Genomic DNA, 22,451 nt, shown 5'->3' with positions numbered 1-22,451 from the left:
CCAAGGCGGTCATGCGCGGGATGATGAAGGCGCGCAAAGGGCGCATTATTTCGAGTGCCTCAGTGATCGGTTTGACCGGCAATCCGGGGCAGTCCAATTACGCCGCGGCGAAGGCCGGCATCATTGCTTTCTCCAAGTCGCTGGCGCGCGAGATCGGCAGTCGCGGCATTACGGTGAACGTGGTCGCGCCAGGGTTTATCGATACCGACATGACGCGCTCTTTACCGGAAGAGTCGAAGCAGGCGTTGCTCGGCCAGATAGCGCTGGGCCGGTTGGGCGAGGCGACAGATATCGCCAAGGCAGTTGCTTTCCTGGCGTCGCCATCGGCAACCTATATCACCGGTGAAACCTTGCACGTCAACGGCGGCATGTACATGCCGTAGTGCAGTGGCCGGGCCGGTCGCCGTCGGGCGGCCGGCTGCGGTAACAATTACGCCATCTGTGGCTAAGAGCGGCCTAAGGACCGCTGTTGAAAATTTGCGCATGAACGCCCCGGTTCACTCGCGTGCCCGCCTGGATATCCCCCCTTGGCTGGCCATCTTGTTGTTGCTGCCGCTGCTAGGCATTTTGCCGCCAGTGCCGGTCGATGAGACGCGCTATCTCAGTATCGCCTGGGAGATGCGTCAGAGTGGTGATTTGATCGCCCTGCATCTCAATGGCTTTCCTTATTTTGATAAGCCGCCGCTGCTCTTCTGGCTGTTGAATCTGGGCTGGAGTCTGTTTGGCGTTTCGTTCTGGGCGGCACGTGCCATGACGGTGCTGTTTGCTGCCGGCTGCATCGGTTTGATAACGCTTATTGAGCGGCATCTCGCCGGCGCTGAGGCGCGGCAGGCGCCATGGTTGCTGTTCGGGTTTTTCTATTTTTTGCTGTTTTCCGGCGTGGTGATGTTCGACATCGCCTTGTGTTTCTTTGTGTTGCTGGCTTTTCTCGCCCTTATTCGATGGTTGTCGGGCGGGGATGGCTGGGCGTTGGCCTTGCTGTACTTGGCCGCTGGCCTGGGCATGCTGACCAAGGGGCCCGTCATGCTGCTGCACCTTGCGGGCCCCGTGTTGTTGTCGCGATGGTGGATGCCTCAGGCCGCGCGGCCGACTTGGCGGCAGCTCGGGGTGTTGTTGCTGACGGTGTTGCTGGCGGGGCTGCCAGTGCTGTTGTGGGCGCTGGCCGCTGTGCATCACTGGGGCGGTGTCGGGGCGAAGGAATTGCTGGTAACCCAGACCGCCGGTCGTGTGGTCGATAGCTTTGCCCACAATCGGGCGTTCTGGTGGTATTTGATCTGGCTGCCGCTGATCCTGCTGCCTTGGCCTTTGGTGCTGCGCTGGACGCGTGTGCGCAGCGCGGTATCCGGGGCGCTGCATACGGTCGCGGGCCGATTCGGTTTGTCCGCCTCGTTACCGGCGTTGCTTGGTTTCTGCTTCATCAGCGGTAAACAGCTGCATTATTTGCTGCCGTTGTTTCCGGGTGTGGCCTTGTTGCTTGGGGCGATGTTGCGAGTCGAGGCGTCATTGTTATCGCCGCGACGATTGTTATCGATGGTGATGCTGGTTGCGTGTCTGCTGGTGTGGACTATCGTGCGCCCAGGCGACACCTGGGCTTATCCGCTGGGTCATAAGACGACAGCCGGCCTGTTCTTGCTGGCGGCGATGCTGCTGGTGTGGGCGGTTATCGTGTTGTTTCGCCGAAAGGCGTCGCCGGAGCAGCGGGTCGCGCTGACGGCGCTGCTGCTGATCATGGCGTTATTACCTATGTTGCACATGCAGTTGCTTGGCGCCATGGATGTACGTGGTCTTGCGCAGCGTGTCGCTAGCCTGCGTCAGCAGGGCGTGCCGCTGGCGCGCGTCGGCGATGAGCCCGGCTTGATCACGTTTTTTGCACGTTTGCCGGAGCCGTTGCCTACGGCAGGCGACCCCTTGCAGTGGGCGCAGCAGCATCCGGATGGCTTTCTGCTCGTATGGTCCTCTCGTAGCACGGCGCCTGCGGATCTGCAGGATGGCATCCGCGTTGCCCGTGGCTGGGCTGGCTTGCGTCCAGCGGCGACCTGGCCGATAACCCCGGTTCGCACCGAATAAGGCAGGCCAAACAGGGCATGTTTCTGCGGGTTATCGCCAGCGGCCACTTTTTAGGCGACAATTACCCTTTCGCGTTGGCCAGGTGCCTGCGCTTAACCAGGACCGTGGCGGCCTCAGCGCTTAGCCATTACAATCCGCCGGCCTTGCCGGACACAGACCGGCGTAGATAAGCAATTTTCCCCTTGGGAGGTATTGGCAACATGAGCACCATCGAAGAACGCGTTAAGAAAATCGTCGTCGAGCAGTTGGGCGTGAAAGAAGATGATGTCACGGCGAACGCCTCGTTCGTGGATGATCTGGGCGCTGACTCGCTGGATACCGTTGAGCTGGTGATGGCTCTCGAAGAAGAGTTCGAGTGCGAGATCCCCGACGAAGAAGCCGAGAAGATCACCACGGTGCAGCAGGCTGTCGATTACATCAAGGCTCACACCGAGAAGGCATGATCGATCCGTAGTGAGCTGGTGCTCATTACCCATCGATACCGAAAGCTGCGCCGCTATGGCGCAGTTTTCGTTTCTGCATTTCGCAACGTCCGACCCCGTATGGTTCGCAGGATACGAGCCGCACAAAGCATGATGACGTGGCCGCGACAGACGTGGAACGACTGCCATCGCGGCAGCTCCACGGAACTATGAAGGAAGAACAGCATGAGCAAACGACGTGTGGTAGTGACCGGTCTAGGCATCATTTCGCCGGTCGGTAACGACATTGCCAGTGCCTGGGAGAACATTCTCAAAGGCGTCAGCGGCATCGGCGAGGTCACCCATTTCGATGCCACCGCCTATGCCACTCGCATTGCGGGTCAGGTGCGTGGTTTCGAGCCGGGGCAATGGATGGCGGCGAAAGATATCAAGAAGATGGATCCGTTCATCCATTATGGTATCGCTGCGGGTACTCAGGCTTTGCGCGATTCCGGGCTGGAAGTGACTGAAGCGAATGCTCCGCGCATCGGCGTGGCGGTAGCTGCGGGTATTGGCGGTTTGCACACCATCGAGCACACCGCGATCGAGCTGCACGACAAGGGCCCTCGTCGGGTGTCGCCGTTCTTCGTACCAAGCTCGATCATCAACATGGTGTCGGGCCATCTTTCGATCATGTTCGGCCTGAAGGGCCCCAACATTGCCTGTGTTACCGCGTGCACCACCGCCGCGCACAACATCGGCCTGGGCGCGCGGATGATTCAGTACGGCGACGCTGATGTCATGTTGGCTGGTGGTGCCGAGTTCGCTACGACCGGTACGGCGATGGCGGGCTTCTGCTCGGCCAAGGCCATGTCCACTCGCAACAATGAGCCGACCAAGGCGAGCCGTCCGTGGGATAAGGATCGTGACGGTTTCGTCTTGTCCGATGGCGCCGGTGTGTTGGTGCTGGAGGAATACGAGCATGCCAAGGCACGTGGCGCGCGCATTTACGCTGAGCTGTCCGGTTTCGGCATGAGTGGCGATGCTTATCACATCACTGCACCGAGCGAGGGTGGCGAAGGCGCGGCACGTTGCATGGAAAACGCGTTGCGTGACGGCGGGATCAATCCCACCGATGTGCAATACATCAACGCGCACGGCACCTCGACCCCGCTGGGCGACCTCGGTGAAGTGCTCGCCGCCAAGCGGGTGTTTGGCGATCATGCCTACAAGCTGGCGATGAGCTCGACCAAGTCGGTTACCGGTCATTTGCTCGGCGCTGCCGGCGGTATCGAGGCGATTTTCTCGATCCTCGCTTTGCGTGACCAAGTCATGCCGCCGACCATCAACCTGGATGAACCAGGCGAAGGTTGCGATCTGGACTTCGTGCCGCACACCGCACGGGAGGCCAAGATCGACGTGGCGGTTTCCAACTCGTTCGGCTTTGGCGGCACCAACGGCACCCTGGTCTTCCGTCGCATCTGAGCGGCGCATGTCCAGCCTTGTCCGTACGCTACCCGGCCGGCGCGATTTACTCGCGCCGGCCGCTATGTTTCCAGCACGCTATCCGTGCCTGCTCGAAAGCGTGGTGCGCGGAACGCCGCAGGCTCGCTTCGATATCCTGTTTGCCTTTCCGCAAAACAGTTTGACGCTGCATGCCGATGGCCATCTGCTTGACGGGCAGGGCTGTCTGCTGACGGGCTCCTTTCTCGAGGCATTGGACAGCGCCTGGCAGGCCGAGCGCTTGCCCCATGATCCGTATGACGATGGCCTGCCTTTTCACGGTGGCTGGGTGTTGCTGCTGGCTTACGAATTGGCAGGCGAGATCGAATCGCGCTTACAGTTGCGCCCGCCACAACACATACCTACCGCATTGGCGCTGCGTTGTCCGGCGGCGGTCATTGTCGATCATCAGCGTGAGCAAACGGTGTTGATTGTGGAGGCCGGCCAAGAGGCCTTGCTCGAGCTACTTGAGGCCGATCTTGCCGTGGCATGGGCGAGCCAGCCGTTGCCGGCCGTGGATGCTTTGAATGAAGACGTACCGTCGCGGTTTCTCGATGGCGTTGCCCGTATTCACGAGCATTTGCATGCTGGCGATATTTTCCAGGTGAATCTGTCGCGTGCCTGGCACGCGCACTATGTACAGGCACCGGCGGCGGCATCGCTCTACGCCGCGCTGCGACAGGCGAATCCAGCGCCCTTTGCCGGTCTTCTGCAACAACCGCTGTGGTCGATCGCCAGCTCCTCGCCGGAGCGATTGGTTGAGGTGCGGCGTGGCATGGCGCAAACGCGACCGATTGCCGGTACGCGTCCGCGGATAGCGGGCGATGACGACCTGGCGCGGATTCGTGAATTGAGTGCGCACCCGAAGGAGCGCGCCGAGCACGTCATGCTGATCGATCTGGAGCGTAACGATCTGGGTCGTGTATGCATGCCAGGTAGCATCGTCGTCGATGAGCTGATGGTGGTGGAAAGCTATACCCACGTGCACCACATCGTTTCAAACGTCAAAGGACAATTGCGCGATGGCGTGACGCCGGGGCAAGTCATCGCGGCCACGTTTCCTGGCGGAACCATTACCGGCTGTCCCAAGGTGCGCTGCATGGAAATCATTGCCGCCTTGGAAGACGCCCCCCGCGGTGCCTACACCGGGGCGCTGGGTTATCTGGACCGTAACGGCGATCTGGATCTGAATATCTTGATTCGTACCCTGACTCTGGCCGGCGACACGGTCACGCTTCGAGCCGGCGCCGGTATCGTCGCCGACTCGGTAGCCGAAAAAGAGCTGGATGAAACCCGGGCCAAGGCGCGTGGCCTGCTGCGCGCGTTAGGCGTCGCTGGCTGATGCCGTCGCTAGCGTGCCGCATCCTGGTCAATGGTCAGCCGGAGGGGGCGATCGATCCGCAGGATCGCGGCCTGACTTACGGCGACGGCTTGTTTGAAACGATTCGCTTCGTCGATCAGAAGGCGCCGCTATGGCCGCGTCATATGCGCCGCCTGCAAGACAGTTGTGCACGGCTACGCCTGCCTTGCCCTGAGCCCGAATGTCTATGGCAAGAGGCACAGGCTGTGCTACATGGTTTGCCGCAGGCGATTGTGCGCATGACCATCACACGCGGCGTGGGTGAGCGTGGCTATGCCTTGCCGGCGACAGCTCGTCCGACGCGTATCGTCGCGGCTTTTCCGATGCCTGCATTGAGCGTGGATGTTTATCGGCACGGTTTGCGGATGCGGCTTTGCGAAACGCGTTTGTCGATGCAGCCTCAGTTGGCGGGTATCAAGCACCTGAATCGGCTGGAGCAGGTGTTGGCGCGGGCTGAATGGAGCGACCCGGCCATCGCCGAAGGCTTGCTATGCGATGGGGACGGGCGGGTGGTTTCGGCGATCATGGCCAATCTGTTCGCAGTGATCGATGGTGCGCTGGTGACCCCGGCGTTGGAGCGCTGCGGGGTGAGCGGGGTGGCTCGTGCCGAAGTGTTGGCGATACGTGAAGTTCAGGTTCGCGATCTGTCGCTAAGCGAACTGTGGCAGGCTAGCGAGCTATTTCTCAGCTCCAGTGTGCGCGGCATGCTGCCGGTTCGGGCGTTGGACGATAAAACGTTCCTGCCTGGCCCGGTCGCCCATGCTATGCAGCAACATTGGCATGCGCTGGGGTTTCCGATGGAGTTGGCATGAGTCGCAACAAGATCTACGGGCGGGCGCCGTGGCGCATCATGGTGCTGCTGGCGTTGTTGGCTATCGCCGCTGGCGTGGTTTACGGCTGGTTTGATTTTGCCCGCTTTGCTCGTACGCCGCTCAATGTGACGACGGCGAATGAGAGTATCGACGTGGCCCGCGGCAACAGCCTCAAGGACATCGTGCGCATGCTGCGCGAGCGTGGGCTGAGCGCGGCCTCGCCGCTGTATTGGCGCTTGCTCGCCGAGCAGATGCACGCGGTCGGCAAGCTCCACGCGGGTGAATATGCCCTCAATAGCGGCATGACGCCGCGCGACCTGATCGCGAATATGACGGCTGGCAAAGTGCTGCAGCGCAATTTCACCATTGTCGATGGCTGGAGTGTTCGTGACCTGCGCCAGGCACTGACCCAGGCCGAGCATCTGCGCCAGGACGGCGCTGATCTGGATGAGGAGGCGCTGATGCAGAAAATCGGTGCGCCTGGCGAGGCCGCTGAAGGGCGGTTTCTGCCGGAGACCTACGCCTATGTCAAAGGCGACAGCGATCTGGATATCCTCAAGCGGGCTCATGCCGCGATGAGTAAGACGCTGGATAGTTTGTGGCCCGAGCGCGATAAGAGCCTGCCGCTGGCTACGCCGTATGACGCACTGATTCTTGCCTCGATCGTCGAGAAGGAAACCGGCCGCGCCGACGAGCGTGCGCGAATTGCCGGTGTCTTTATACGGCGCTTGAATATGCATATGTTGCTGCAGACCGACCCCACGGTGATCTATGGCATGGGCGATCGCTATGCGGGCAATATTCACCGCTCTGACCTCACCACTGATACGCCGTACAACACTTACACCCGCACTGGCTTGCCGCCGACGCCGATCGCCTTGCCGGGCAAGCCGGCGCTATGGGCTGCCATGCATCCGGCGGCGGGTGATGAGCTGTATTTTGTTGCCCGGGGCGATGGTGGTCATGTGTTCTCGCGCACGCTGGAGGAACACAATCGCCATGTCGCCTGTTATCAATTGAAGCGCTGCCAATGAGCTTGATACGCGGAAAATTCATCTCGCTGGAAGGTGGCGAGGGGGCTGGCAAGAGCACCTTGCTTGCCGGCTTGCGCGAACACATCACGGCACAGCGCGTGTCGTTGGTGCAGACGCGTGAGCCGGGCGGTACGCCACTGGGTGAAGCTGCGCGTGCCATTGTGCTCGACCCTGCACAACGCGGCATGGCCGCGGAGACCGAATTGCTGCTGATGTTTGCCTCTCGCGCTCAATTGGTGCGCGAAGTGATCGAGCCGGCGCTGGCTGCCGGGCAATGGGTGCTGTGCGACCGTTTTACCGATGCCAGCTATGCCTATCAAGGCGGCGGGCGCGGTCAGCCGCTGGAGCGTATCGCCGAGCTGGAGCGATGGGCTACCGACGGACTCAGGCCTGACCTGACCTTGTTGCTGGACTTGCCCGTTTCGACCGGGCGTGCGCGTGCCGCCGGTCGTGGTGAAGCGGATCGGATCGAGGTCGAAACCGATGCTTTTTTCGAACGTGTGCGTTCGGTTTATCGTGCGCGTGCGGCGGCTGAGCCGTTGCGCTTTAGAGTGATCGATGCCAGCCAGCCGGTGGCTGAGGTGCTGCAATCGGCGCTTGCGGCGCTTGCGCCCTTCATGGTGGAGCACGCGCAGTGAGTGCGTTGCCCTGGCACGCCGAACATTGGGCGCGATTGCAGGCGCGTCGTCAGCGTGATGCCATGCCGCATGCCTTGCTGTTGGTGGGGCCGGCCGGTCTGGGCAAACGCGATTTCCTGCAACGTTTTGTGCGCGGCCTGTTGTGCTCGCAGTCTGTCGATGGCGAAGCCTGTGGAGCATGCCGTAGCTGCCTGCTGTTTGCCGCTGGCACGCACCCGGATTATGTCTCGCTGAGTTTCGGGCTGCGCAAAGATGGTGTGCAGCGCAGTGAAATCGTGGTCGACCAGATTCGCGAATTATCGGCGCGATTGTCCATGTCCAGCCAGTTCGGCGGCTGGCAAGTGGTGACGATCGATCCGGCGGACGCCATGAATGCTGCTGCCGCGAATGCATTGCTGAAAACCCTGGAAGAGCCCTCGGCTCAAACCCTGTTATTGCTGGTGGCCGATGCGCCATGGCGGTTGCCGCAAACCATTCGCAGTCGCTGCCAGCGGATTGAATTCGTGTTGCCTGCGCCGGCCGATGCGCTGGCCTGGTTGCAGGCCGAAGGGGTTAAGGATGCGCCGGGCGCACTGGCTGCCGCGGGCGGCAATCCAGGCCTGGCTCGGGCCTGGGGCGAGCAGGGCGCACTCGCGCGCCGGCAAGAGGTGCGTAAAGACCTGGCCGCCTTGGCCGCGGGACGCGGCGAAGCGATGGAAGTGGTGCGGCGCTGGTTGGATAACGAGCCGGAGCAGCGCCTGTGGTTCGCGGCGCAGGCAGCGGCCGATGAAGCCAAGGCACAAGCCGCGGCTTGCCCCGGGCCGTTGAGCAGTGCCTTGAACAGCGAAGCACTGGGCGATTGGTATATGGCGGCCAACCGTACCCGTGATGCTTTGCGCGGTCCCTTGCGTGGCGACCTTCTTTTGCTGGAACTGCTCGCGCGCTGGCGTTGATGTACGGCACCGCCATCAAGCCCCTGTTGCCGTCGCGTGTTCCGGTCGAGGCGCCGATATGCCGCTGAGCTTGAGTCCGCAAACCCGTTTATTGGTGATCGCGCCGCACCCCGACGATGAAACGATAGGCGCGGGTGGCCTGATTCAGCAGGTGCGTGAAGCCGGCGGCGAGGTGCGCATTCTGCTGTTGACCGATGGCGACAATAATCCCTGGCCACAACGTTGGCTGGAGCGGCGGCTGTGGATCGGCGCCGCGGAGCGTGAGCGCTGGGGGCGTCGCCGTCGGCAAGAGGTGGTGCAGGCGCTGCGCACGCTTGATGTCCCGGCGGCCGCGCTACACGCCTTCGGCTGGCCGGATATGGGCATCACGGCCTCTTTGCGGCAGGATTTTGCGCGGACCGTGGCGGCCATGGCCCAGCAAATACATCGGTATCGGCCCAATATGATGACGCTGCCGGCGCTGGGCGATCGCCATCCGGATCACGGCGCCGCCCACGTGCTGGTGCGTCTGGCGCTAGCTGAGAGCGGCCAGGCCTCGAATCTACTCATCTATTGGGTGCATGGAGGCCCTGCTGAGCATCCCGGCGAGCGGATTCATGTCGACGTAACCGTCAAGCAGCGATCTGTGAAGCTGGCCGCTGTGGCGGAACACCATAGCCAGATGGCGCTCAGCGCGACCCGCATGAGGCAATGGGCTGGCGGTGAGGAATGGTACGAGCGCATCGAGCCTCGACAGGGGATGGGCACGCGATGGCTGTTGCCGTGGCGACCATCGCCATTGCTGATGCCTCGGCTGCGGCTGACTTTGGCCGGGCCGGGCGGGGTCCGTGACTGGCGTTGGCGCGATGCCCCGCTGAATCGTGATAACGCCGGCCTTTACATGTTGTCCTTGCCATCCGGTACAGATCGGCGGGGGCCGCTATTCATCAAGCTGCAACTCGACCTGCCGTCGCCGTGGATTTTTGACCATTGGGGTTGGCGCGAGCTTTAGACCAGCTCCAGGGGCGCAGAGCCACCTTTCGCGCTTTCTTGCTTGCCACGCTGGGTTTTGTGCTTTAAGCCGTTCGCCGTGAAATTCATCGCAGCGCGAGGCGAAGGCGTGCGCTAGGATGACAGCCATATTTCGATGCTTGCTTGGGGGCAACGCATGAATCCCGTCGTCAACGCCCGCCAGGGCATTTTGTCGCTGAAGATCAAAGATACGGCGGCGCTCTATAACGCCTATATGCCGTTTCTCAAATCCGGCGGCTTGTTCACCCCGACCGCCCAGCGGTACGCAGTGGGGGACGAAGTGGTGCTGCTAGTCAATTTCACCGACGAGGGCGAGCGCCTGTCGGTAGCCGGCAAAGTCGTGTGGATTTCACCGATAGGTGCGCAGGGCAACCGCACGGCGGGTATCGGTGTGCAGTTCAGTGACTCCTCCGATGGCGAGGCGGCACGTATCCGCATCGAAAACATGCTGGCCGGCATGGTCGGCCTGGAACGGCCCACGCACACGATGTAATAGCCGCGTCCGCCTGCGAATCGATCTCATCTTGTAGGACTTTAGTGTCTACAACAGGCTTGTTGTTGTTATGAGCACTGATACAATGACGAGATTCCCGAATTCGATCGTGGAAAGTCGGACGCTCGTGGCTTGTATGCGGCGATCGTGGCTGGACAGCCCATGGCCTTAACCGGCCTACCGAACTCAAGTTGCCCGGACCGTTCCCCGACGGTCACTGATGCGCCTTGACGGCGCGGAGGTACGTTCCACCGTGCTTGCCGAATATTGGCCCATCTTGTTGTTTATCGGCGTCGCCACTGGCCTGGGCTTGGCGCTGCTGGCGATTGGTTTGCTGGCGGGGCCGCGTAAGCCCGAGGCGCACAAGCTCTCGCCTTATGAGTGTGGTTTCGAGGCGTTCGAAGACGCGCGCATGCGCTTTGACGTGCGTTACTACCTGCTCGCCATCTTGTTCATCATTTTCGATCTGGAAATCGCCTTCCTGTTTCCGTGGGCGGTGGTGTTCAAGCAGATCGGCCTGATCGCGCTGATTGAAATGGCGCTGTTCCTGCTGCTCTTGGTGATCGGTTTCGCTTACGTGTGGAAAAAGGGAGCACTGGAATGGGAGTGATCTCGTCCCTCGATCGGGTGATGCATAACCCGCAGCCGTTGAACCTGGTCGACGACATTCTGCGGCCGGCCGGCGACAACCCGATCATTCAGCGCGGTGCTGCCGTCACTACAGTCGATGCGCTGGTGAACTGGGCACGTACCGGTTCGATGTGGCCGATGACCTTCGGCCTGGCCTGTTGCGCGGTCGAGATGATGCACGCCGGCGCGGCGCGTCTGGACCTGGACCGCTACGGCGTGATCTTTCGCCCCAGTCCGCGTCAGTCCGACGTGATGATCGTGGCCGGTACCCTGGTCAACAAGATGGCCCCGGCGTTGCGCAAGGTCTATGACCAGATGCCCGATCCCAAGTGGGTGATCTCGATGGGCAGCTGTGCCAATGGCGGCGGCTACTATCACTATTCCTATTCTGTGGTGCGTGGTTGCGACCGCATCGTGCCGGTGGACATCTACGTGCCGGGCTGCCCGCCTACGGCCGAAGCGTTGATCCACGGCATTTTGCAGTTGCAGAAGAAAATCCGCCGCACCAGCACCATCGCGCGTTCCTGAAGGGTCAACGTATGACCGATACCTTATCGTCCTCGCTGGCCGAGCGTTTATCCGCGCGATTCGGCGGCACGCTGACCGTCAGCATTGCCCGTAACGAGATCACGGCCGAGCTACCCGCCGCCGACCTGATCGCCGTGGCGACCGCACTGCGCGACGAAGCGCCGTTTCGTTTCAGCGAGCTGGTCGACGTCTGCGGCGTCGACTATCTCGGCTATGGCCAGACCGAATGGGATACCGAGACCGTTTCCGGCACCGGCTTTTCGCGCGGTGTGGAAGGCGAGGCCATGGGTCGTTTCAAATGGTCCGACCGTCCGCGTGACGTCACCCAGCCGCGTCGTTTCGCCGCAGTCATCCATTTGCTCTCGATCGAACACAACCAGCGCATCCGGCTACGGGTTTTCTGCGAAGACGATTCGCTGCCGGTGGTGCCGTCGCTGACCACCATCTGGCCGGGTGCCAACTGGTTCGAGCGCGAGGCATTCGATCTTTACGGAATCATTTTCGAAGGCCATCCGGATCTGCGCCGCATCCTGACCGACTACGGCTTTGTGGGGCATCCGTTCCGCAAAGATTTCCCGTTGATCGGCAACGTCGAAGTGCGTTACGACGCCGAGCAAAAACGCGTGGTGTACGAGCCCGTGTCCATCGAGCCGCGCGTGCTGGTGCCGCGGGTCATCCGCGATAACGCCGACCTGATGCAGGCCAAGGCCGAAGCCGCCGACAACTGGCGGGAGAATTGAGCATGCAGGAAATTCGCAATTACACGATGAACTTCGGTCCGCAGCATCCCGCGGCCCACGGCGTCTTGCGCCTGGTGCTGGAGATGGACGGCGAGACCATTGTTCGGGCCGACCCGCACGTCGGCCTGCTTCATCGCGGCACCGAGAAGCTGGCCGAGTCCAAGCCGTTCAATCAGTCGATCGGCTACATGGATCGCCTCGATTACGTGTCGATGATGTGCAACGAACACGCTTATGTGAAGGCGATCGAGAACCTGATGGGGATCGAGGCGCCCGAGCGTGCGCAGTACATCCGCACCATGTTCGACGAGATCACCCGCATCCTGAATCACCTGATGTGGATCGGCTCGAACGCACTCGATCTGGGCGCCATGGCGGTATTTCTCTATGCGTTCCGTGAACGCGAAGAGTTGATGGACGTCTATGAGGCCGTGTCTGGCGCTCGCATGCACGCCACTTACTACCGTCCTGGCGGCGTCTATCGCGATCTGCCGGCACAGATGTCGCAGTACCGCGAATCGCCGTGGCACAAGGGCAACGATCTCAAGCGCCTGAACAGCTGGCGCGAAGGCTCCATGCTGGACTTCCTCGACGCCTTCACCGCTGATTTCCCCAAGCGCGTGGATGAATACGAAGAGTTGCTGACCCATAACCGTATCTGGAAGCAGCGCACCGTCGGCATCGGCGTGATCTCGCCTGAGCTGGCCCAGCAATGGGGCATGACCGGTGCGATGCTGCGAGGCTCGGGCATCGCCTGGGATCTGCGCAAAAAGCAGCCATACGCGAAGTACGCCGAGATGGATTTCGATATCCCGGTGGGTGTCAATGGCGATTGCTACGACCGTTATCTGGTGCGCGTCGAAGAAATGCGCCAGTCCAATCGCATCATCAAGCAGTGTGTGGATTGGCTGCGCGTCAATTCCGGCCCGGTGATGCTGAAAAACTTCAAGGTCTCGCCGCCGTCGCGCGAGGAAATGAAGGAGGACATGGAAGCGCTCATTCACCACTTCAAATTGTTCACCGAAGGCTACGGCGTGCCGGCCGGTGAAACCTACGCTGCGGTCGAAGCGCCCAAGGGCGAGTTCGGCTGCTATCTGATTTCCGATGGTGCGAACAAGCCGTTCCGCGTGCATCTGCGCGCACCGGGTTTTGCGCATCTGTCGTCGATGGATCCCATCGTGCGCGGTCACATGCTGGCCGACGTGGTCGCGATGATCGGCACCTATGACCTCGTGTTCGGCGAAGTCGATCGCTGAGCCCGGAGGATAAATACACATGAAAGCCACCGGACAATACGAGCAGGTCAAGAATGTTGACCCGCTTATCGCTCTCACCGAGCACACCCGCCATCATATTGATGAGTGGGTGGCGAAGTTTCCGCCCGATCGCAAGCGTTCTGCCGTCATCCAGGCATTGTTCGCCGCGCAAGAGCAGAACCAGGGCTTCCTTACCGACGAGCTGATCACCGCTGTCGCCAAATATCTCGATCTGCCAGCCGTGTGGGCCTACGAGGTTGCCAGCTTCTATTCGATGCTGGAAACCAAGCCGGTCGGCCGCAACAACGTGGCGATCTGCACCAATATCTCCTGCTGGCTCAACGGCGCCGAGGATCTGGTGCGGCATTGTGAGAAAAAGCTTGGCGTAAAACTGGGCGAGAGCACACCGGATGGTCGTGTTTATCTCAAGCGCGAAGAAGAATGCATCGCTGCGTGCTCAGGCGCGCCGGCGATGACCGTTAACGGGCATTACCACGAGCGTCTCTCGGTCGAAAAGATCGACGAGATTCTCGACGGTCTGAAGTGAGGCTAGACATGGCATTCGGACCCGCACCCCAAGAACATCAAGTCGTCTTTACCACGCTGCATTTCGAAAAGCCGTGGGCGATGGACAGCTATACCCAGATCGGTGGCTATGAAGCGTGGAAGAAAATCCTCGCCGAGAAGCCCGATCCGACCACGCTGATCGACGAAATCAAGAAGAGCAATCTGCGTGGCCGCGGCGGCGCTGGCTTTCCCACCGGCTTGAAGTGGTCCTTCATGCCCAAGGGCAATATGCAGAAGTACATCCTGTGCAACTCGGACGAGTCCGAGCCAGGTACCTGCAAAGACCGCGACATTCTGCGCTACAACCCGCACGCGGTGATCGAAGGCATGGCGATTGCCTGCTATTGCACCGGTTCCAGCGTGGCGTACAACTACCTGCGTGGCGAGTTCCATCATGAGCCTTTCGAGCACTTCGAAGAGGCACTGAAGGAGGCTTACGCAGCCGGCCTGCTCGGCAAGAACATTCAGGGCACCGGCCTCGATATCGATATCTATGGCGCGCTCGGCGCCGGCGCTTACATCTGCGGCGAAGAAACCGCCTTGATGGAATCGCTGGAAGGCAAGAAGGGGCAGCCGCGCTTCAAGCCGCCGTTCCCGGCCAATTTTGGTTTGTACGGCAAGCCAAGCACGATCAACAACACCGAGACCTATGCTTCGGTGCCGTCGATTTTACGCAAGGGCGCCGACTGGTTCCTGGCTCAGAGCAAGACCAAGAACGGCGGCCCGAAAGTGTTTTCGGTATCCGGTTGCGTGCAAAAAGGCGGCAACTTCGAAGTGCCGCTCGGCACCACGTTCGACGAATTGCTGGAGATGGCCGGTGGCCTGCGTCCAGGCCGCACGCTAAAGGGCGCAGTGCCTGGCGGTGTCTCGATGCCGGTACTGACCGCCGAGCAGCTGAAAGGCTTGCCGATGGACTACGACACGCTGCGCGACCTCAAGACGGGTCTCGGTTCGGGCGCCATCGTGGTGCTCGACGACAGTGTGTGCACGGTGCGTTTCACTCGCCGCATCTCACAGTTCTTCCATAAAGAATCTTGCGGTCAATGCACGCCGTGCCGCGAAGGCACCGGCTGGATGCACCGCGTGCTGGATCGCATCGTCGAAGGGAACGGCACCATGGACGACTTGCACCGCCTCAAGGCGATTGCTGGTCAGATCGAAGGCCATACCATTTGCGCGTTCGGTGAAGCGGCCGCATGGCCGGTACAGGGTTTTCTGCGTCAGTTCTGGCACGAATTCGAGTACTACATCGAGAACGGCCGCTCGATAGTCGACGATCCCGTACTTGAATCAAGCCGTGGAGTCGCCTCATGAGTGCGCAGCCCGCCAACCAGACCGCCCCCGATCTGCTGAATATCGAGATCGACGGCAAGCCGACGCAGATCCGCAAAGGCGCCATGATCATCGAGGCGGCTGACGCCATCGGTGTGGCGATTCCGCGTTTCTGCTATCACCGCAAACTGCCGATCGCCGCGAATTGCCGCATGTGCCTGGTCGAGGTGGAAATGGGTGGCAAACCCATGCCCAAGCCACAGCCCGCCTGCGCGACCCCGGTGGCCGAAGGCATGAAGGTACAGACCCGTTCCGGTATTGCGCTGAAGTATCAGCGCGACGTGATGGAGTTTCTGCTGATCAATCATCCGCTCGACTGCCCGATCTGCGATCAGGGCGGCGAGTGCGAGCTGCAAGACGTGGCGCTGGGCTATGGCCGCAGCGTGTCGCGCTATACCGAACGCAAGCGCACCATTACCGATGAAAACATCGGGCCGTTGGTGGCTACCGAGATGACCCGCTGCATTCAGTGCACCCGTTGTGTGCGCTTTACCAGTGAGATCGCCGGCACCTACGAGCTGGGTGGTTTGAGCCGCGGTGACAATTTGCAGATCGGCACCTATATCGGCAAGACGATCGAGACCGAACTGTCGGGCAATATCATCGATGTCTGCCCGGTCGGGGCGCTGACCAACAAGCCGTTCCAGTTCCAGGCCCGCGCCTGGGAGCTGATCGCCAAGCCGTCGATCGGCTACCACGATGCGCTTGGCTCCAATCTGTGGCTGCATTCGCGCCGCGGCGAAGTGCTGCGCACCGTGCCGCGCGACAACGAGGCGGTCAACGAATGCTGGTTGTCGGACCGTGACCGTTATAGCCATCAAGGTCTGTATGCCGCGGATCGTGTCAGCACGCCGCAAGTGAAGCGCCAAGGCCAGTGGCAAGAGACGACCTGGGAAGATGCGCTGAATGTGGCCGCCGAAGCACTGAAAAAGGTGCCGGGCAACGAGCTAGGCCTGCTGCTGCATCCGGCGACCTCGAATGAAGAGGGCGATCTGCTCGCCCGTCTTGCACGTGGCCTGGGCAGCACGCACATCGATCATCGTCTGCGTCAGCTCGACTTTGCCGATAACGCAACCGCGCAAGCGTTCACCCTGCCGGTAGCCGAGTTGGACCATGTCAGTGTTGCCTTGCTGGTGGGCTCTGACTTGCGCCACGAGCTGCCGCTGCTGAATCACCGCGTGCATCAGGCGGTGAAGAAGGGCGCTAAAGTTTTTGCGGTCAACCCTGCCTATTTCGATTTCAACTACCCGCTCGCCCACGAAACCGTGGTGGCGCCGCAGCATCTGGTCGATGCCCTGCTGGTGCTGGCGAAAGCCGCTGCAGAAACGGGTGTGACGGTGCCGGCTTTGCTTGCCGATGCGCTGGCTAATGTGCAGGCCACCGACGAGGTTCGGGTAGCCGTGACGGCGCTCAAGTCGGGCCGTGCCGTCGTCGTGCTGGGCGAGGCCGCAGTTACCCATCCGCAGGCTTCCTGGTTGCGTGCCATCGCTCGCTTTATCGCTGAGGCGACCGGCGCTGGCTATAACGAACTGCCGGTGGGCGCGAACGCGCTGGGCCTGGCCCGTGTCGGTGCTATCCCAGGCCAGGGTGGTCTGGATGCGCAAGCGATGCTGGCACAGCCACGCAAAGCCTATGTGTTGTTCGGCGTTGAGCCGCCGCATGATTTTGCCGATGGCGCTGCAGCCTTGAAGGCCTTGAAGGGCGCCGAGCACGTGGTGGCGTTTAGCGCCTACGCCAGCGCTGCGTTGCGCGAAGTGGCGGATGTGATCTTGCCGATCGCGCTGCTGCCCGAGAACGACGCCAGCCTGGTGAACGTGGATGGCATGCTGCAAAACGTCGCTGCCGGTGCTTCGGCGCCAGGTCAGGCTCGCCCTGGCTGGAAGGTGCTGCGAGCACTAGGTGGCCAGCTGAAGTTTGCTGGCTTTGAGTTCGATGACCTCGCCGGCTTGCGTGCAGGCATCGTCGAGCGCGCCTCCGCGCCGCTTTCGGGCCTGGCTGCACGCACCCCGGTAACTGGTTTGAGCCGCCTGGCGACCTGGCCGATTTATCGCACAGATGCAGTGCTGCGTCGGGCCAAGGCACTGGGTGAGCATCCGCTCAACCGTCCGGCCGCGCTGCGCTTGAATGCTGCCGAAGCCCAGCGGCAAGGGCTGGTGGAAGCCGGGCAGGCACGCATCGCCGAAACGGTATTGCCGGTAGTCATTGACGCGTCGGTGCCGGATGGCGCGGTGTGGATCGAAGCCGCGCACGACCTGACTGCCACGCTGCCGCCTTATGGCGCAGCCATCACCCTGAGCAAGGCATAAGCACATGGGCGAACAGATCTTCAATCAGTTGCTGGTGCCGATCTTCTACATCGCGTGCATCGCGCTGCCGCTGATTATCGCGGTAGCGATGTTTGTGTACTGGGAGCGCAAGGTCATCGGCTGGATGCACGTGCGCATGGGGCCGAACAAAATCGGTCCGCTAGGCTTGCTGCAAGCCTTTGCCGACGTTTTCAAGTTGTTGTTCAAGGAAGTGGTGCTGCCGACCAAGGCGAACCGTTTCCTTTATTACCTGGCACCGTTGCTTGCGCTGATTCCCGCGCTGGCGGCTTGGGCGGTGATTCCGTTCAGCGAAAAGATGGTGCTGGCGAACGTCAATGCCGGCTTGCTGTATCTGCTGGCGATGACCTCGCTGGGTGTATACGGCATCATCCTCGCTGGCTGGGCATCCAACTCGCGTTACGCGTTGCTTGGCGCCATGCGCTCGGCGGCGCAGGTGATCTCGTACGAATTGGCGATGGGCCTGTGCCTGGTTTGTGTGTTGGTGCTGGCGGGTTCGTTGAACCTGACCGACATCGTGCATGCACAGACGGGTAGCAAGGGCGTCTTCGACTGGTTCTGGCTGCCGCTGCTGCCGGTGTTCGTGATTTATTTCATCTCCGGTGTGGCGGAAACCAACCGCGCACCATTTGACGTGGCGGAGGGCGAGTCGGAAATCGTCGCCGGTTTCCACGTGGAATATTCGGGTTCGGCGTTCGCGATCTTCTTCTTGGCCGAATACGCCAACATGATCCTGATCAGCTTCCTGGCGCCGATCCTGTTCCTCGGCGGCTGGATGAGCCCATTGCAAGGCGTGATTCACGCTGATGTGTCTCCGTGGGTCAACTGGATCTGGACCGGTGGCTTCATCTGGCTGTTCATCAAGGCCTTTATCTTCGCTTTCTTGTTCCTATGGTTCCGCGCCAGTTTCCCGCGCTACCGCTATGACCAGATCATGCGTCTGGGCTGGAAAATATTTATTCCCATCGCTATCGCATGGGTTCTCGTCGCCGGCTGCATGAAGTATTTCGGCTGGGTCAGCATCGGCACGGGAGGCTGAAGACTATGTCCCGCATCACTCACTATTTTAAAAGTCTGCTACTGATCGAGCTGGTCAAGGGCATGGTCTTGACCATGCGCTACATGTTCAAGCCGAAGTACACGATGCGCTACCCGATGGAGCACATTCCTAAGTCCAACCGTTTCCGTGGCCTGCATGCGCTGCGCCGGTATGCGAATGGTGAAGAGCGTTGCATCGCCTGCAAGTTGTGCGAGGCAGTGTGCCCGGCATTGGCGATCACCATCGATTCGGCGCCGCGCGAAAGCGACGGCCAGCGCCGTACCACGCGCTACGACATCGATTTGTTCAAGTGCATCTTCTGCGGTTTTTGCGAAGAGAGCTGCCCGGTCGACTCGATCGTGGAAACCCATGTGCACGAGTATCACTTTGAACATCGCGGTGAAAACATTGTGACCAAGCCGCAGTTGCTTGCCATTGGCGACCGCTTCGAGCACGACATCGCCGCCGCGCGCACTCAAGACGCGGCGTATCGCTGAGGCCCATGAATCATGATTGATCCGCAGCTGTTCCAACTTATCTGTTTTTACGCCTTCGGTGCGGTTACCGTCGGTGCGGCTTTGGGCGTCATCAGCTTGCGCAATACGGTGCATGCTGTGCTGTCGCTGGTACTGACGTTTTTCAGTACCGCCTGCATCTGGTTGCTGGCCGAGGCCGAGTTTCTCGCTATCGCGCTGATCGTGGTCTACGTCGGTGCGGTGATGGTGCTGTTCCTGTTCGTGGTGATGATGCTCGACATCGAACAGGAGAAAGTCCGCGAAGGGTTTATTCGCTATCTGCCGGTCGGCATCATCGTAGCCCTGGTCATGCTCGGCGAAATGCTGGCGCTGATCGGCGTGCGCGCCATGCATACGCATACCATGGGTGTGAACCCGGCCGCCGCGCAAGGCGTGTCCAATACGGAATGGCTGGGTCATGCGCTGTATACGCAGTTTCTGCTGCCGTTTGAGATCGCTGCGCTGATTCTTACCGTGGGCGTGGTGGCTGCGGTCGTGTTGACCTTGCGTCAGCGTGGCGGTGTGCGTCACCAGACGGCTAGCCAGCAGGTCAGCATCAATCCGCGTGACCGTGTGCGCCTGATCAAGATGACTACGGAGTATCCGGCCTCGGTGCAGCCCGCTCCCGTGTCGCCGGAGGAGACCAAACCATGATTACGCTCGCGCATTTCATCGTGCTGGGTGCGGTGTTGTTTTGCATCGCCGTCGCCAGCTTGTTCATCAATCGCAAAAACGTCATCGTGCTGTTGATGTCGATCGAGTTGATGCTGCTTGCGGTGAACATCAACTTTGTAGCGTTCTCGCGCTTTCACGGCGATCCGGCAGGGCAGGTGTTCGTGTTCTTCATTCTTACCGTAGCCGCCGCGGAAACCGCGATTGGCCTGGCGATCCTGGTGCTGCTGTTCCGTAATCGCAGCACGATCAATATCGCGCAAATCGACAGCATGAAGGGTTAGGGGCATGACCTCGTATACGCAATGGGCCGCGTTGCCCACCCATGGCCGTCAGGTGGTAGTGCATGATGCGGGCCATGGTGGTTCCATGGTCAAGTCACGCGCTGCCGCATGGCGGCCATGGGTAAGCAACCCTCCGGGCCGGGTCTGTTTGCCCTCGGAGCTGCGTCATCACTCAGTCGTGTATCGACATACACTTCTTCGTTCTCCCTTGCTCCGCGAGCAAACAGATCCCGGCGCGACCCATTGCGCATACGAGGACATGCCCTGATGGAACTTTCTACCTCCATTCTGCTGACCATCGCGCTGGCGCCGCTGGTCGGCTGCGTATTGGCCGGCTTCCTGGGCCGTTTTCTCGGCCGCGCCGGTTCGCATAGTGCGACCATTCTCGGTGTGGCGATTTCCTGCGGGCTGTCGTTTTACGTGCTGTATCAGCTCACCACGGGCGCGGCGGTAAATTACAACCACAACCTCTATACCTGGTTCGAAATTGGCAAGTTCAGTGCCAGCGTCGGCTTTTTGATCGATCGCCTCACCGCGATGATGATGGTGGTGGTGACCTTCGTCTCGTTGCTGGTGCATATCTACACCATCGGCTACATGAAGGACGATCCGGGCTACCAGCGTTTCTTCAGCTATATCTCGCTGTTCACCTTCTCGATGTTGATGCTGGTGATGAGCAACAACTTCATGCAGCTGTTTTTCGGCTGGGAAGCGGTGGGCCTGGTGTCGTACCTGCTGATCGGCTTCTGGTACAAAAAGCCGACGGCAATCTATGCCAACCTCAAGGCGTTCCTGGTCAATCGCGTCGGCGACTTCGGCTTTTTGCTTGGCATTGCCGCGGTGCTGTTTTTCCTGCACACGCTGGATTACGCCACTGCATTCAACGATGCACACACACTGCTCGGGCAAAAATTGCAGATCACCTCGACCGTGCAATGGGATGCCGCTACGGTCATTGGCATCCTGTTGTTCATCGGTGCCATGGGTAAATCGGCGCAGGTGCCGTTGCATGTCTGGCTGCCGGACTCGATGGAAGGCCCGACCCCGATTTCGGCGCTGATCCATGCAGCGACGATGGTTACCGCCGGCATCTTCATGGTCGCGCGCATGTCGCCGATCTTCGAGCTGTCGGAGGGCGCGCTCAGCTTCGTGATGATTATCGGCGCGACCGGTGCCTTGTTCACCGGCCTGATCGGCATCGTGCAGAACGACATCAAGCGTGTCGTGGCTTATTCCACCTTGTCGCAGCTGGGTTATATGACCGTGGCGCTCGGTGCTTCGGCTTATGCCGGCGCCGTGTTCCATCTGATGACTCACGCCTTCTTCAAGGCCTTGCTGTTCCTCGGTGCGGGCTCGGTGATTATCGCCATGCACCATGAGCAGGACATGCGCTACATGGGCGGCTTGCGCAAATACATGCCGATTACCTGGATCACCATGTGGATCGGTTCGCTGGCGCTGTGCGGCGTGCCGTTCTTTGCGGGCTTTTACTCCAAGGACGCGATCATCGAGGCGGTAGGCGAATCGCATCGTTGGGGTGCCGGATACGCTTACTTCTGCGTGCTGGCCGGTGCTTTCGTGACCGCCACCTACACGTTCCGCCAGATGTATCTGACCTTCCACGGCAAGGAGCGTTTCAAGGTGGTCGACCAGCATGGCCATGGTCATCACGATGACCACCATGATGAAGATCATCATGAGCCGGGCGTGTTGCACCACGCGCCGAAAGAATCGCCGTGGGTAGTGACGCTGCCGTTGATCTTGCTGGCCATCCCTTCGCTGCTGATCGGTTATTTTGCGATCCAGCCGATGCTGTACGGCAGCTGGTTCGGCAATGCAATCCAGGTGCATGAAATCCATAACGTGCTGGGCAAGCTGGGCGAAGAGTTCCATGGCTCGCTCGCGATGGCGTTGCATGGTTTCGGACAACCGCCGTTCTGGCTCGTGGCTGCGGCCTTCGCCATCACCACCTATATCTATCTGTTCAATCCGTCGGTAGCCGACAAGATCAAGGGTGCGCTCAAGCCGCTGTGGACCATGCTTGATCGCAAGTACTGGATCGACGATGTGTACTACGCCGTGTTTGCCAAAGGCGGTGTGATGCTTGGCCGTGCGCTGTGGAAGGGCGGTGATGCTTCAGTGATTGACGGCGTGCTGGTCAATGGTTCGGCAAGCCTGATTCAACGGATCGCCAGTGGTGTGCGTCGCTTGCAGTCCGGTTACCTCTATCACTATGCATTCGCGATGATTCTCGGCCTGATCCTGCTGCTTGGCGGGTATTGGCTGGTCGGGCAATAAGGGAAGCGCGCTCAT

At 60.6% G+C, this 22,451-nt stretch carries 23 protein-coding genes; all 23 read left to right on the top strand.

Annotation, left to right across the window (positions count from 1 at the left end; all coding sequences use genetic code 11):
• Positions 1–383: SDR family oxidoreductase (locus OUZ52_RS10975; RefSeq protein ID WP_266158430.1), on the top strand; the 383-nt coding region annotated here is incomplete at its 5' end.
• Between the two features lie 100 nt (positions 384–483).
• Positions 484–2,067: an ArnT family glycosyltransferase gene (locus tag OUZ52_RS10970; RefSeq protein ID WP_266158429.1), complete on the top strand. Its 1,584-nt coding sequence runs from the start codon at positions 484–486 to the stop codon at positions 2,065–2,067.
• A 200-nt stretch (positions 2,068–2,267) separates the two neighbouring features.
• Positions 2,268–2,510, top strand: a complete 243-nt coding sequence (gene acpP / locus OUZ52_RS10965; protein ID WP_266158428.1) for an acyl carrier protein — start codon at positions 2,268–2,270, stop codon at positions 2,508–2,510.
• 204 nt (positions 2,511–2,714) lie between these two features.
• The gene (gene fabF / locus OUZ52_RS10960; protein WP_266158427.1) at positions 2,715–3,953 is read left to right on the top strand and encodes a beta-ketoacyl-ACP synthase II; all 1,239 of its coding nucleotides are present in this window, start codon (positions 2,715–2,717) and stop codon (positions 3,951–3,953) included.
• Between the two features lie 7 nt (positions 3,954–3,960).
• A complete protein-coding gene (locus OUZ52_RS10955; protein ID WP_266158426.1) occupies positions 3,961–5,313 on the top strand; it encodes an aminodeoxychorismate synthase component I in 1,353 nt (450 codons plus the stop codon).
• On the top strand, positions 5,313–6,143 hold the full coding sequence (gene pabC, locus OUZ52_RS10950; RefSeq protein ID WP_266158425.1) for an aminodeoxychorismate lyase: 831 nt from the start codon (positions 5,313–5,315) through the stop codon (positions 6,141–6,143). Before OUZ52_RS10955 ends, pabC begins: the two co-directional genes overlap by 1 nt.
• A complete protein-coding gene (gene mltG / locus OUZ52_RS10945; RefSeq protein ID WP_266158424.1) occupies positions 6,140–7,177 on the top strand; it encodes an endolytic transglycosylase MltG in 1,038 nt (345 codons plus the stop codon). The genes pabC and mltG overlap by 4 nt, the downstream gene beginning before the upstream one ends.
• Positions 7,174–7,815 carry a dTMP kinase gene (gene tmk, locus OUZ52_RS10940; protein ID WP_266158422.1) on the top strand — a complete coding sequence of 214 codons (642 nt, stop codon included), beginning with the start codon at positions 7,174–7,176 and terminating at the stop codon, positions 7,813–7,815. The genes mltG and tmk overlap by 4 nt, the downstream gene beginning before the upstream one ends.
• Positions 7,812–8,747 carry a DNA polymerase III subunit delta' gene (gene holB, locus OUZ52_RS10935; RefSeq protein WP_266158421.1) on the top strand — a complete coding sequence of 312 codons (936 nt, stop codon included), beginning with the start codon at positions 7,812–7,814 and terminating at the stop codon, positions 8,745–8,747. The genes tmk and holB overlap by 4 nt, the downstream gene beginning before the upstream one ends.
• A 58-nt stretch (positions 8,748–8,805) precedes the next feature.
• Positions 8,806–9,738 (top strand): PIG-L deacetylase family protein, encoded by a 933-nt coding sequence (locus tag OUZ52_RS10930; RefSeq protein ID WP_266158420.1) that lies wholly within the window; start codon positions 8,806–8,808, stop codon positions 9,736–9,738.
• A 156-nt stretch (positions 9,739–9,894) separates the two neighbouring features.
• A complete protein-coding gene (locus tag OUZ52_RS10925) occupies positions 9,895–10,251 on the top strand; it encodes a PilZ domain-containing protein (protein WP_266158419.1) in 357 nt (118 codons plus the stop codon).
• A 253-nt stretch (positions 10,252–10,504) separates the two neighbouring features.
• The gene (locus tag OUZ52_RS10920; RefSeq protein ID WP_266158432.1) at positions 10,505–10,861 is read left to right on the top strand and encodes an NADH-quinone oxidoreductase subunit A; all 357 of its coding nucleotides are present in this window, start codon (positions 10,505–10,507) and stop codon (positions 10,859–10,861) included.
• Positions 10,852–11,409 carry a NuoB/complex I 20 kDa subunit family protein gene (locus OUZ52_RS10915; RefSeq protein WP_266158418.1) on the top strand — a complete coding sequence of 186 codons (558 nt, stop codon included), beginning with the start codon at positions 10,852–10,854 and terminating at the stop codon, positions 11,407–11,409. The genes OUZ52_RS10920 and OUZ52_RS10915 overlap by 10 nt, the downstream gene beginning before the upstream one ends.
• Before the next feature lie 11 nt (positions 11,410–11,420).
• Positions 11,421–12,149: an NADH-quinone oxidoreductase subunit C gene (locus OUZ52_RS10910; RefSeq protein WP_266158417.1), complete on the top strand. Its 729-nt coding sequence runs from the start codon at positions 11,421–11,423 to the stop codon at positions 12,147–12,149.
• 2 nt (positions 12,150–12,151) lie between these two features.
• Positions 12,152–13,405, top strand: a complete 1,254-nt coding sequence (locus tag OUZ52_RS10905) for an NADH-quinone oxidoreductase subunit D (RefSeq protein WP_266158416.1) — start codon at positions 12,152–12,154, stop codon at positions 13,403–13,405.
• Between the two features lie 19 nt (positions 13,406–13,424).
• Complete coding sequence (gene nuoE, locus OUZ52_RS10900; protein WP_266158415.1) at positions 13,425–13,952, top strand: NADH-quinone oxidoreductase subunit NuoE; 528 nt, start codon at positions 13,425–13,427, stop codon at positions 13,950–13,952.
• Positions 13,953–13,960: 8 nt separating this feature from the next.
• Positions 13,961–15,286, top strand: coding sequence for an NADH-quinone oxidoreductase subunit NuoF (nuoF, locus tag OUZ52_RS10895; RefSeq protein WP_266158414.1), 1,326 nt, complete (start codon positions 13,961–13,963; stop codon positions 15,284–15,286).
• Positions 15,283–17,610, top strand: a complete 2,328-nt coding sequence (gene nuoG / locus OUZ52_RS10890; RefSeq protein ID WP_266158412.1) for an NADH-quinone oxidoreductase subunit NuoG — start codon at positions 15,283–15,285, stop codon at positions 17,608–17,610. Before nuoF ends, nuoG begins: the two co-directional genes overlap by 4 nt.
• A gap of 4 nt (positions 17,611–17,614) precedes the next feature.
• Complete coding sequence (nuoH, locus tag OUZ52_RS10885; protein ID WP_266158411.1) at positions 17,615–18,667, top strand: NADH-quinone oxidoreductase subunit NuoH; 1,053 nt, start codon at positions 17,615–17,617, stop codon at positions 18,665–18,667.
• Positions 18,668–18,672: 5 nt separating this feature from the next.
• Positions 18,673–19,164, top strand: a complete 492-nt coding sequence (gene nuoI, locus OUZ52_RS10880; protein ID WP_266158410.1) for an NADH-quinone oxidoreductase subunit NuoI — start codon at positions 18,673–18,675, stop codon at positions 19,162–19,164.
• Positions 19,165–19,176: 12 nt separating this feature from the next.
• Complete coding sequence (locus OUZ52_RS10875) at positions 19,177–19,836, top strand: NADH-quinone oxidoreductase subunit J (RefSeq protein ID WP_266158409.1); 660 nt, start codon at positions 19,177–19,179, stop codon at positions 19,834–19,836.
• On the top strand, positions 19,833–20,138 hold the full coding sequence (gene nuoK, locus OUZ52_RS10870) for an NADH-quinone oxidoreductase subunit NuoK (RefSeq protein WP_266158408.1): 306 nt from the start codon (positions 19,833–19,835) through the stop codon (positions 20,136–20,138). Before OUZ52_RS10875 ends, nuoK begins: the two co-directional genes overlap by 4 nt.
• Before the next feature lie 267 nt (positions 20,139–20,405).
• On the top strand, positions 20,406–22,436 hold the full coding sequence (nuoL, locus tag OUZ52_RS10865; protein WP_266158407.1) for an NADH-quinone oxidoreductase subunit L: 2,031 nt from the start codon (positions 20,406–20,408) through the stop codon (positions 22,434–22,436).
• Positions 22,437–22,451 lie beyond the last annotated feature (15 nt).

Source organism: Dyella silvatica, from assembly GCF_026283955.1.
GTDB classification, from domain to species: Bacteria; Pseudomonadota; Gammaproteobacteria; order Xanthomonadales; family Rhodanobacteraceae; genus Dyella_C; species Dyella_C silvatica.
Note: the sequence above shows the minus strand (reverse complement) of the source record. Positions and strands in the feature narration are given on the sequence as shown.

Excerpts from the sequence above, each read along its gene's own strand:
- OUZ52_RS10970 (WP_266158429.1), top strand. The coding sequence starts at position 484 with ATGAACGCCCCGGTTCACTCGCGTGCCCGCCTGGATATCCCCCCTTGG.
- acpP (WP_266158428.1), top strand. The coding sequence starts at position 2,268 with ATGAGCACCATCGAAGAACGCGTTAAGAAAATCGTCGTCGAGCAGTTG.
- fabF (WP_266158427.1), top strand. The coding sequence starts at position 2,715 with ATGAGCAAACGACGTGTGGTAGTGACCGGTCTAGGCATCATTTCGCCG.
- OUZ52_RS10955 (WP_266158426.1), top strand. The coding sequence starts at position 3,961 with ATGTCCAGCCTTGTCCGTACGCTACCCGGCCGGCGCGATTTACTCGCG.
- pabC (WP_266158425.1), top strand. The coding sequence starts at position 5,313 with ATGCCGTCGCTAGCGTGCCGCATCCTGGTCAATGGTCAGCCGGAGGGG.
- mltG (WP_266158424.1), top strand. The coding sequence starts at position 6,140 with ATGAGTCGCAACAAGATCTACGGGCGGGCGCCGTGGCGCATCATGGTG.
- tmk (WP_266158422.1), top strand. The coding sequence starts at position 7,174 with ATGAGCTTGATACGCGGAAAATTCATCTCGCTGGAAGGTGGCGAGGGG.
- OUZ52_RS10930 (WP_266158420.1), top strand. The coding sequence starts at position 8,806 with ATGCCGCTGAGCTTGAGTCCGCAAACCCGTTTATTGGTGATCGCGCCG.
- OUZ52_RS10925 (WP_266158419.1), top strand. The coding sequence starts at position 9,895 with ATGAATCCCGTCGTCAACGCCCGCCAGGGCATTTTGTCGCTGAAGATC.
- OUZ52_RS10915 (WP_266158418.1), top strand. The coding sequence starts at position 10,852 with ATGGGAGTGATCTCGTCCCTCGATCGGGTGATGCATAACCCGCAGCCG.
- OUZ52_RS10910 (WP_266158417.1), top strand. The coding sequence starts at position 11,421 with ATGACCGATACCTTATCGTCCTCGCTGGCCGAGCGTTTATCCGCGCGA.
- OUZ52_RS10905 (WP_266158416.1), top strand. The coding sequence starts at position 12,152 with ATGCAGGAAATTCGCAATTACACGATGAACTTCGGTCCGCAGCATCCC.
- nuoE (WP_266158415.1), top strand. The coding sequence starts at position 13,425 with ATGAAAGCCACCGGACAATACGAGCAGGTCAAGAATGTTGACCCGCTT.
- nuoF (WP_266158414.1), top strand. The coding sequence starts at position 13,961 with ATGGCATTCGGACCCGCACCCCAAGAACATCAAGTCGTCTTTACCACG.
- nuoG (WP_266158412.1), top strand. The coding sequence starts at position 15,283 with ATGAGTGCGCAGCCCGCCAACCAGACCGCCCCCGATCTGCTGAATATC.
- nuoH (WP_266158411.1), top strand. The coding sequence starts at position 17,615 with ATGGGCGAACAGATCTTCAATCAGTTGCTGGTGCCGATCTTCTACATC.
- nuoI (WP_266158410.1), top strand. The coding sequence starts at position 18,673 with ATGTCCCGCATCACTCACTATTTTAAAAGTCTGCTACTGATCGAGCTG.
- OUZ52_RS10875 (WP_266158409.1), top strand. The coding sequence starts at position 19,177 with ATGATTGATCCGCAGCTGTTCCAACTTATCTGTTTTTACGCCTTCGGT.
- nuoK (WP_266158408.1), top strand. The coding sequence starts at position 19,833 with ATGATTACGCTCGCGCATTTCATCGTGCTGGGTGCGGTGTTGTTTTGC.
- nuoL (WP_266158407.1), top strand. The coding sequence starts at position 20,406 with ATGGAACTTTCTACCTCCATTCTGCTGACCATCGCGCTGGCGCCGCTG.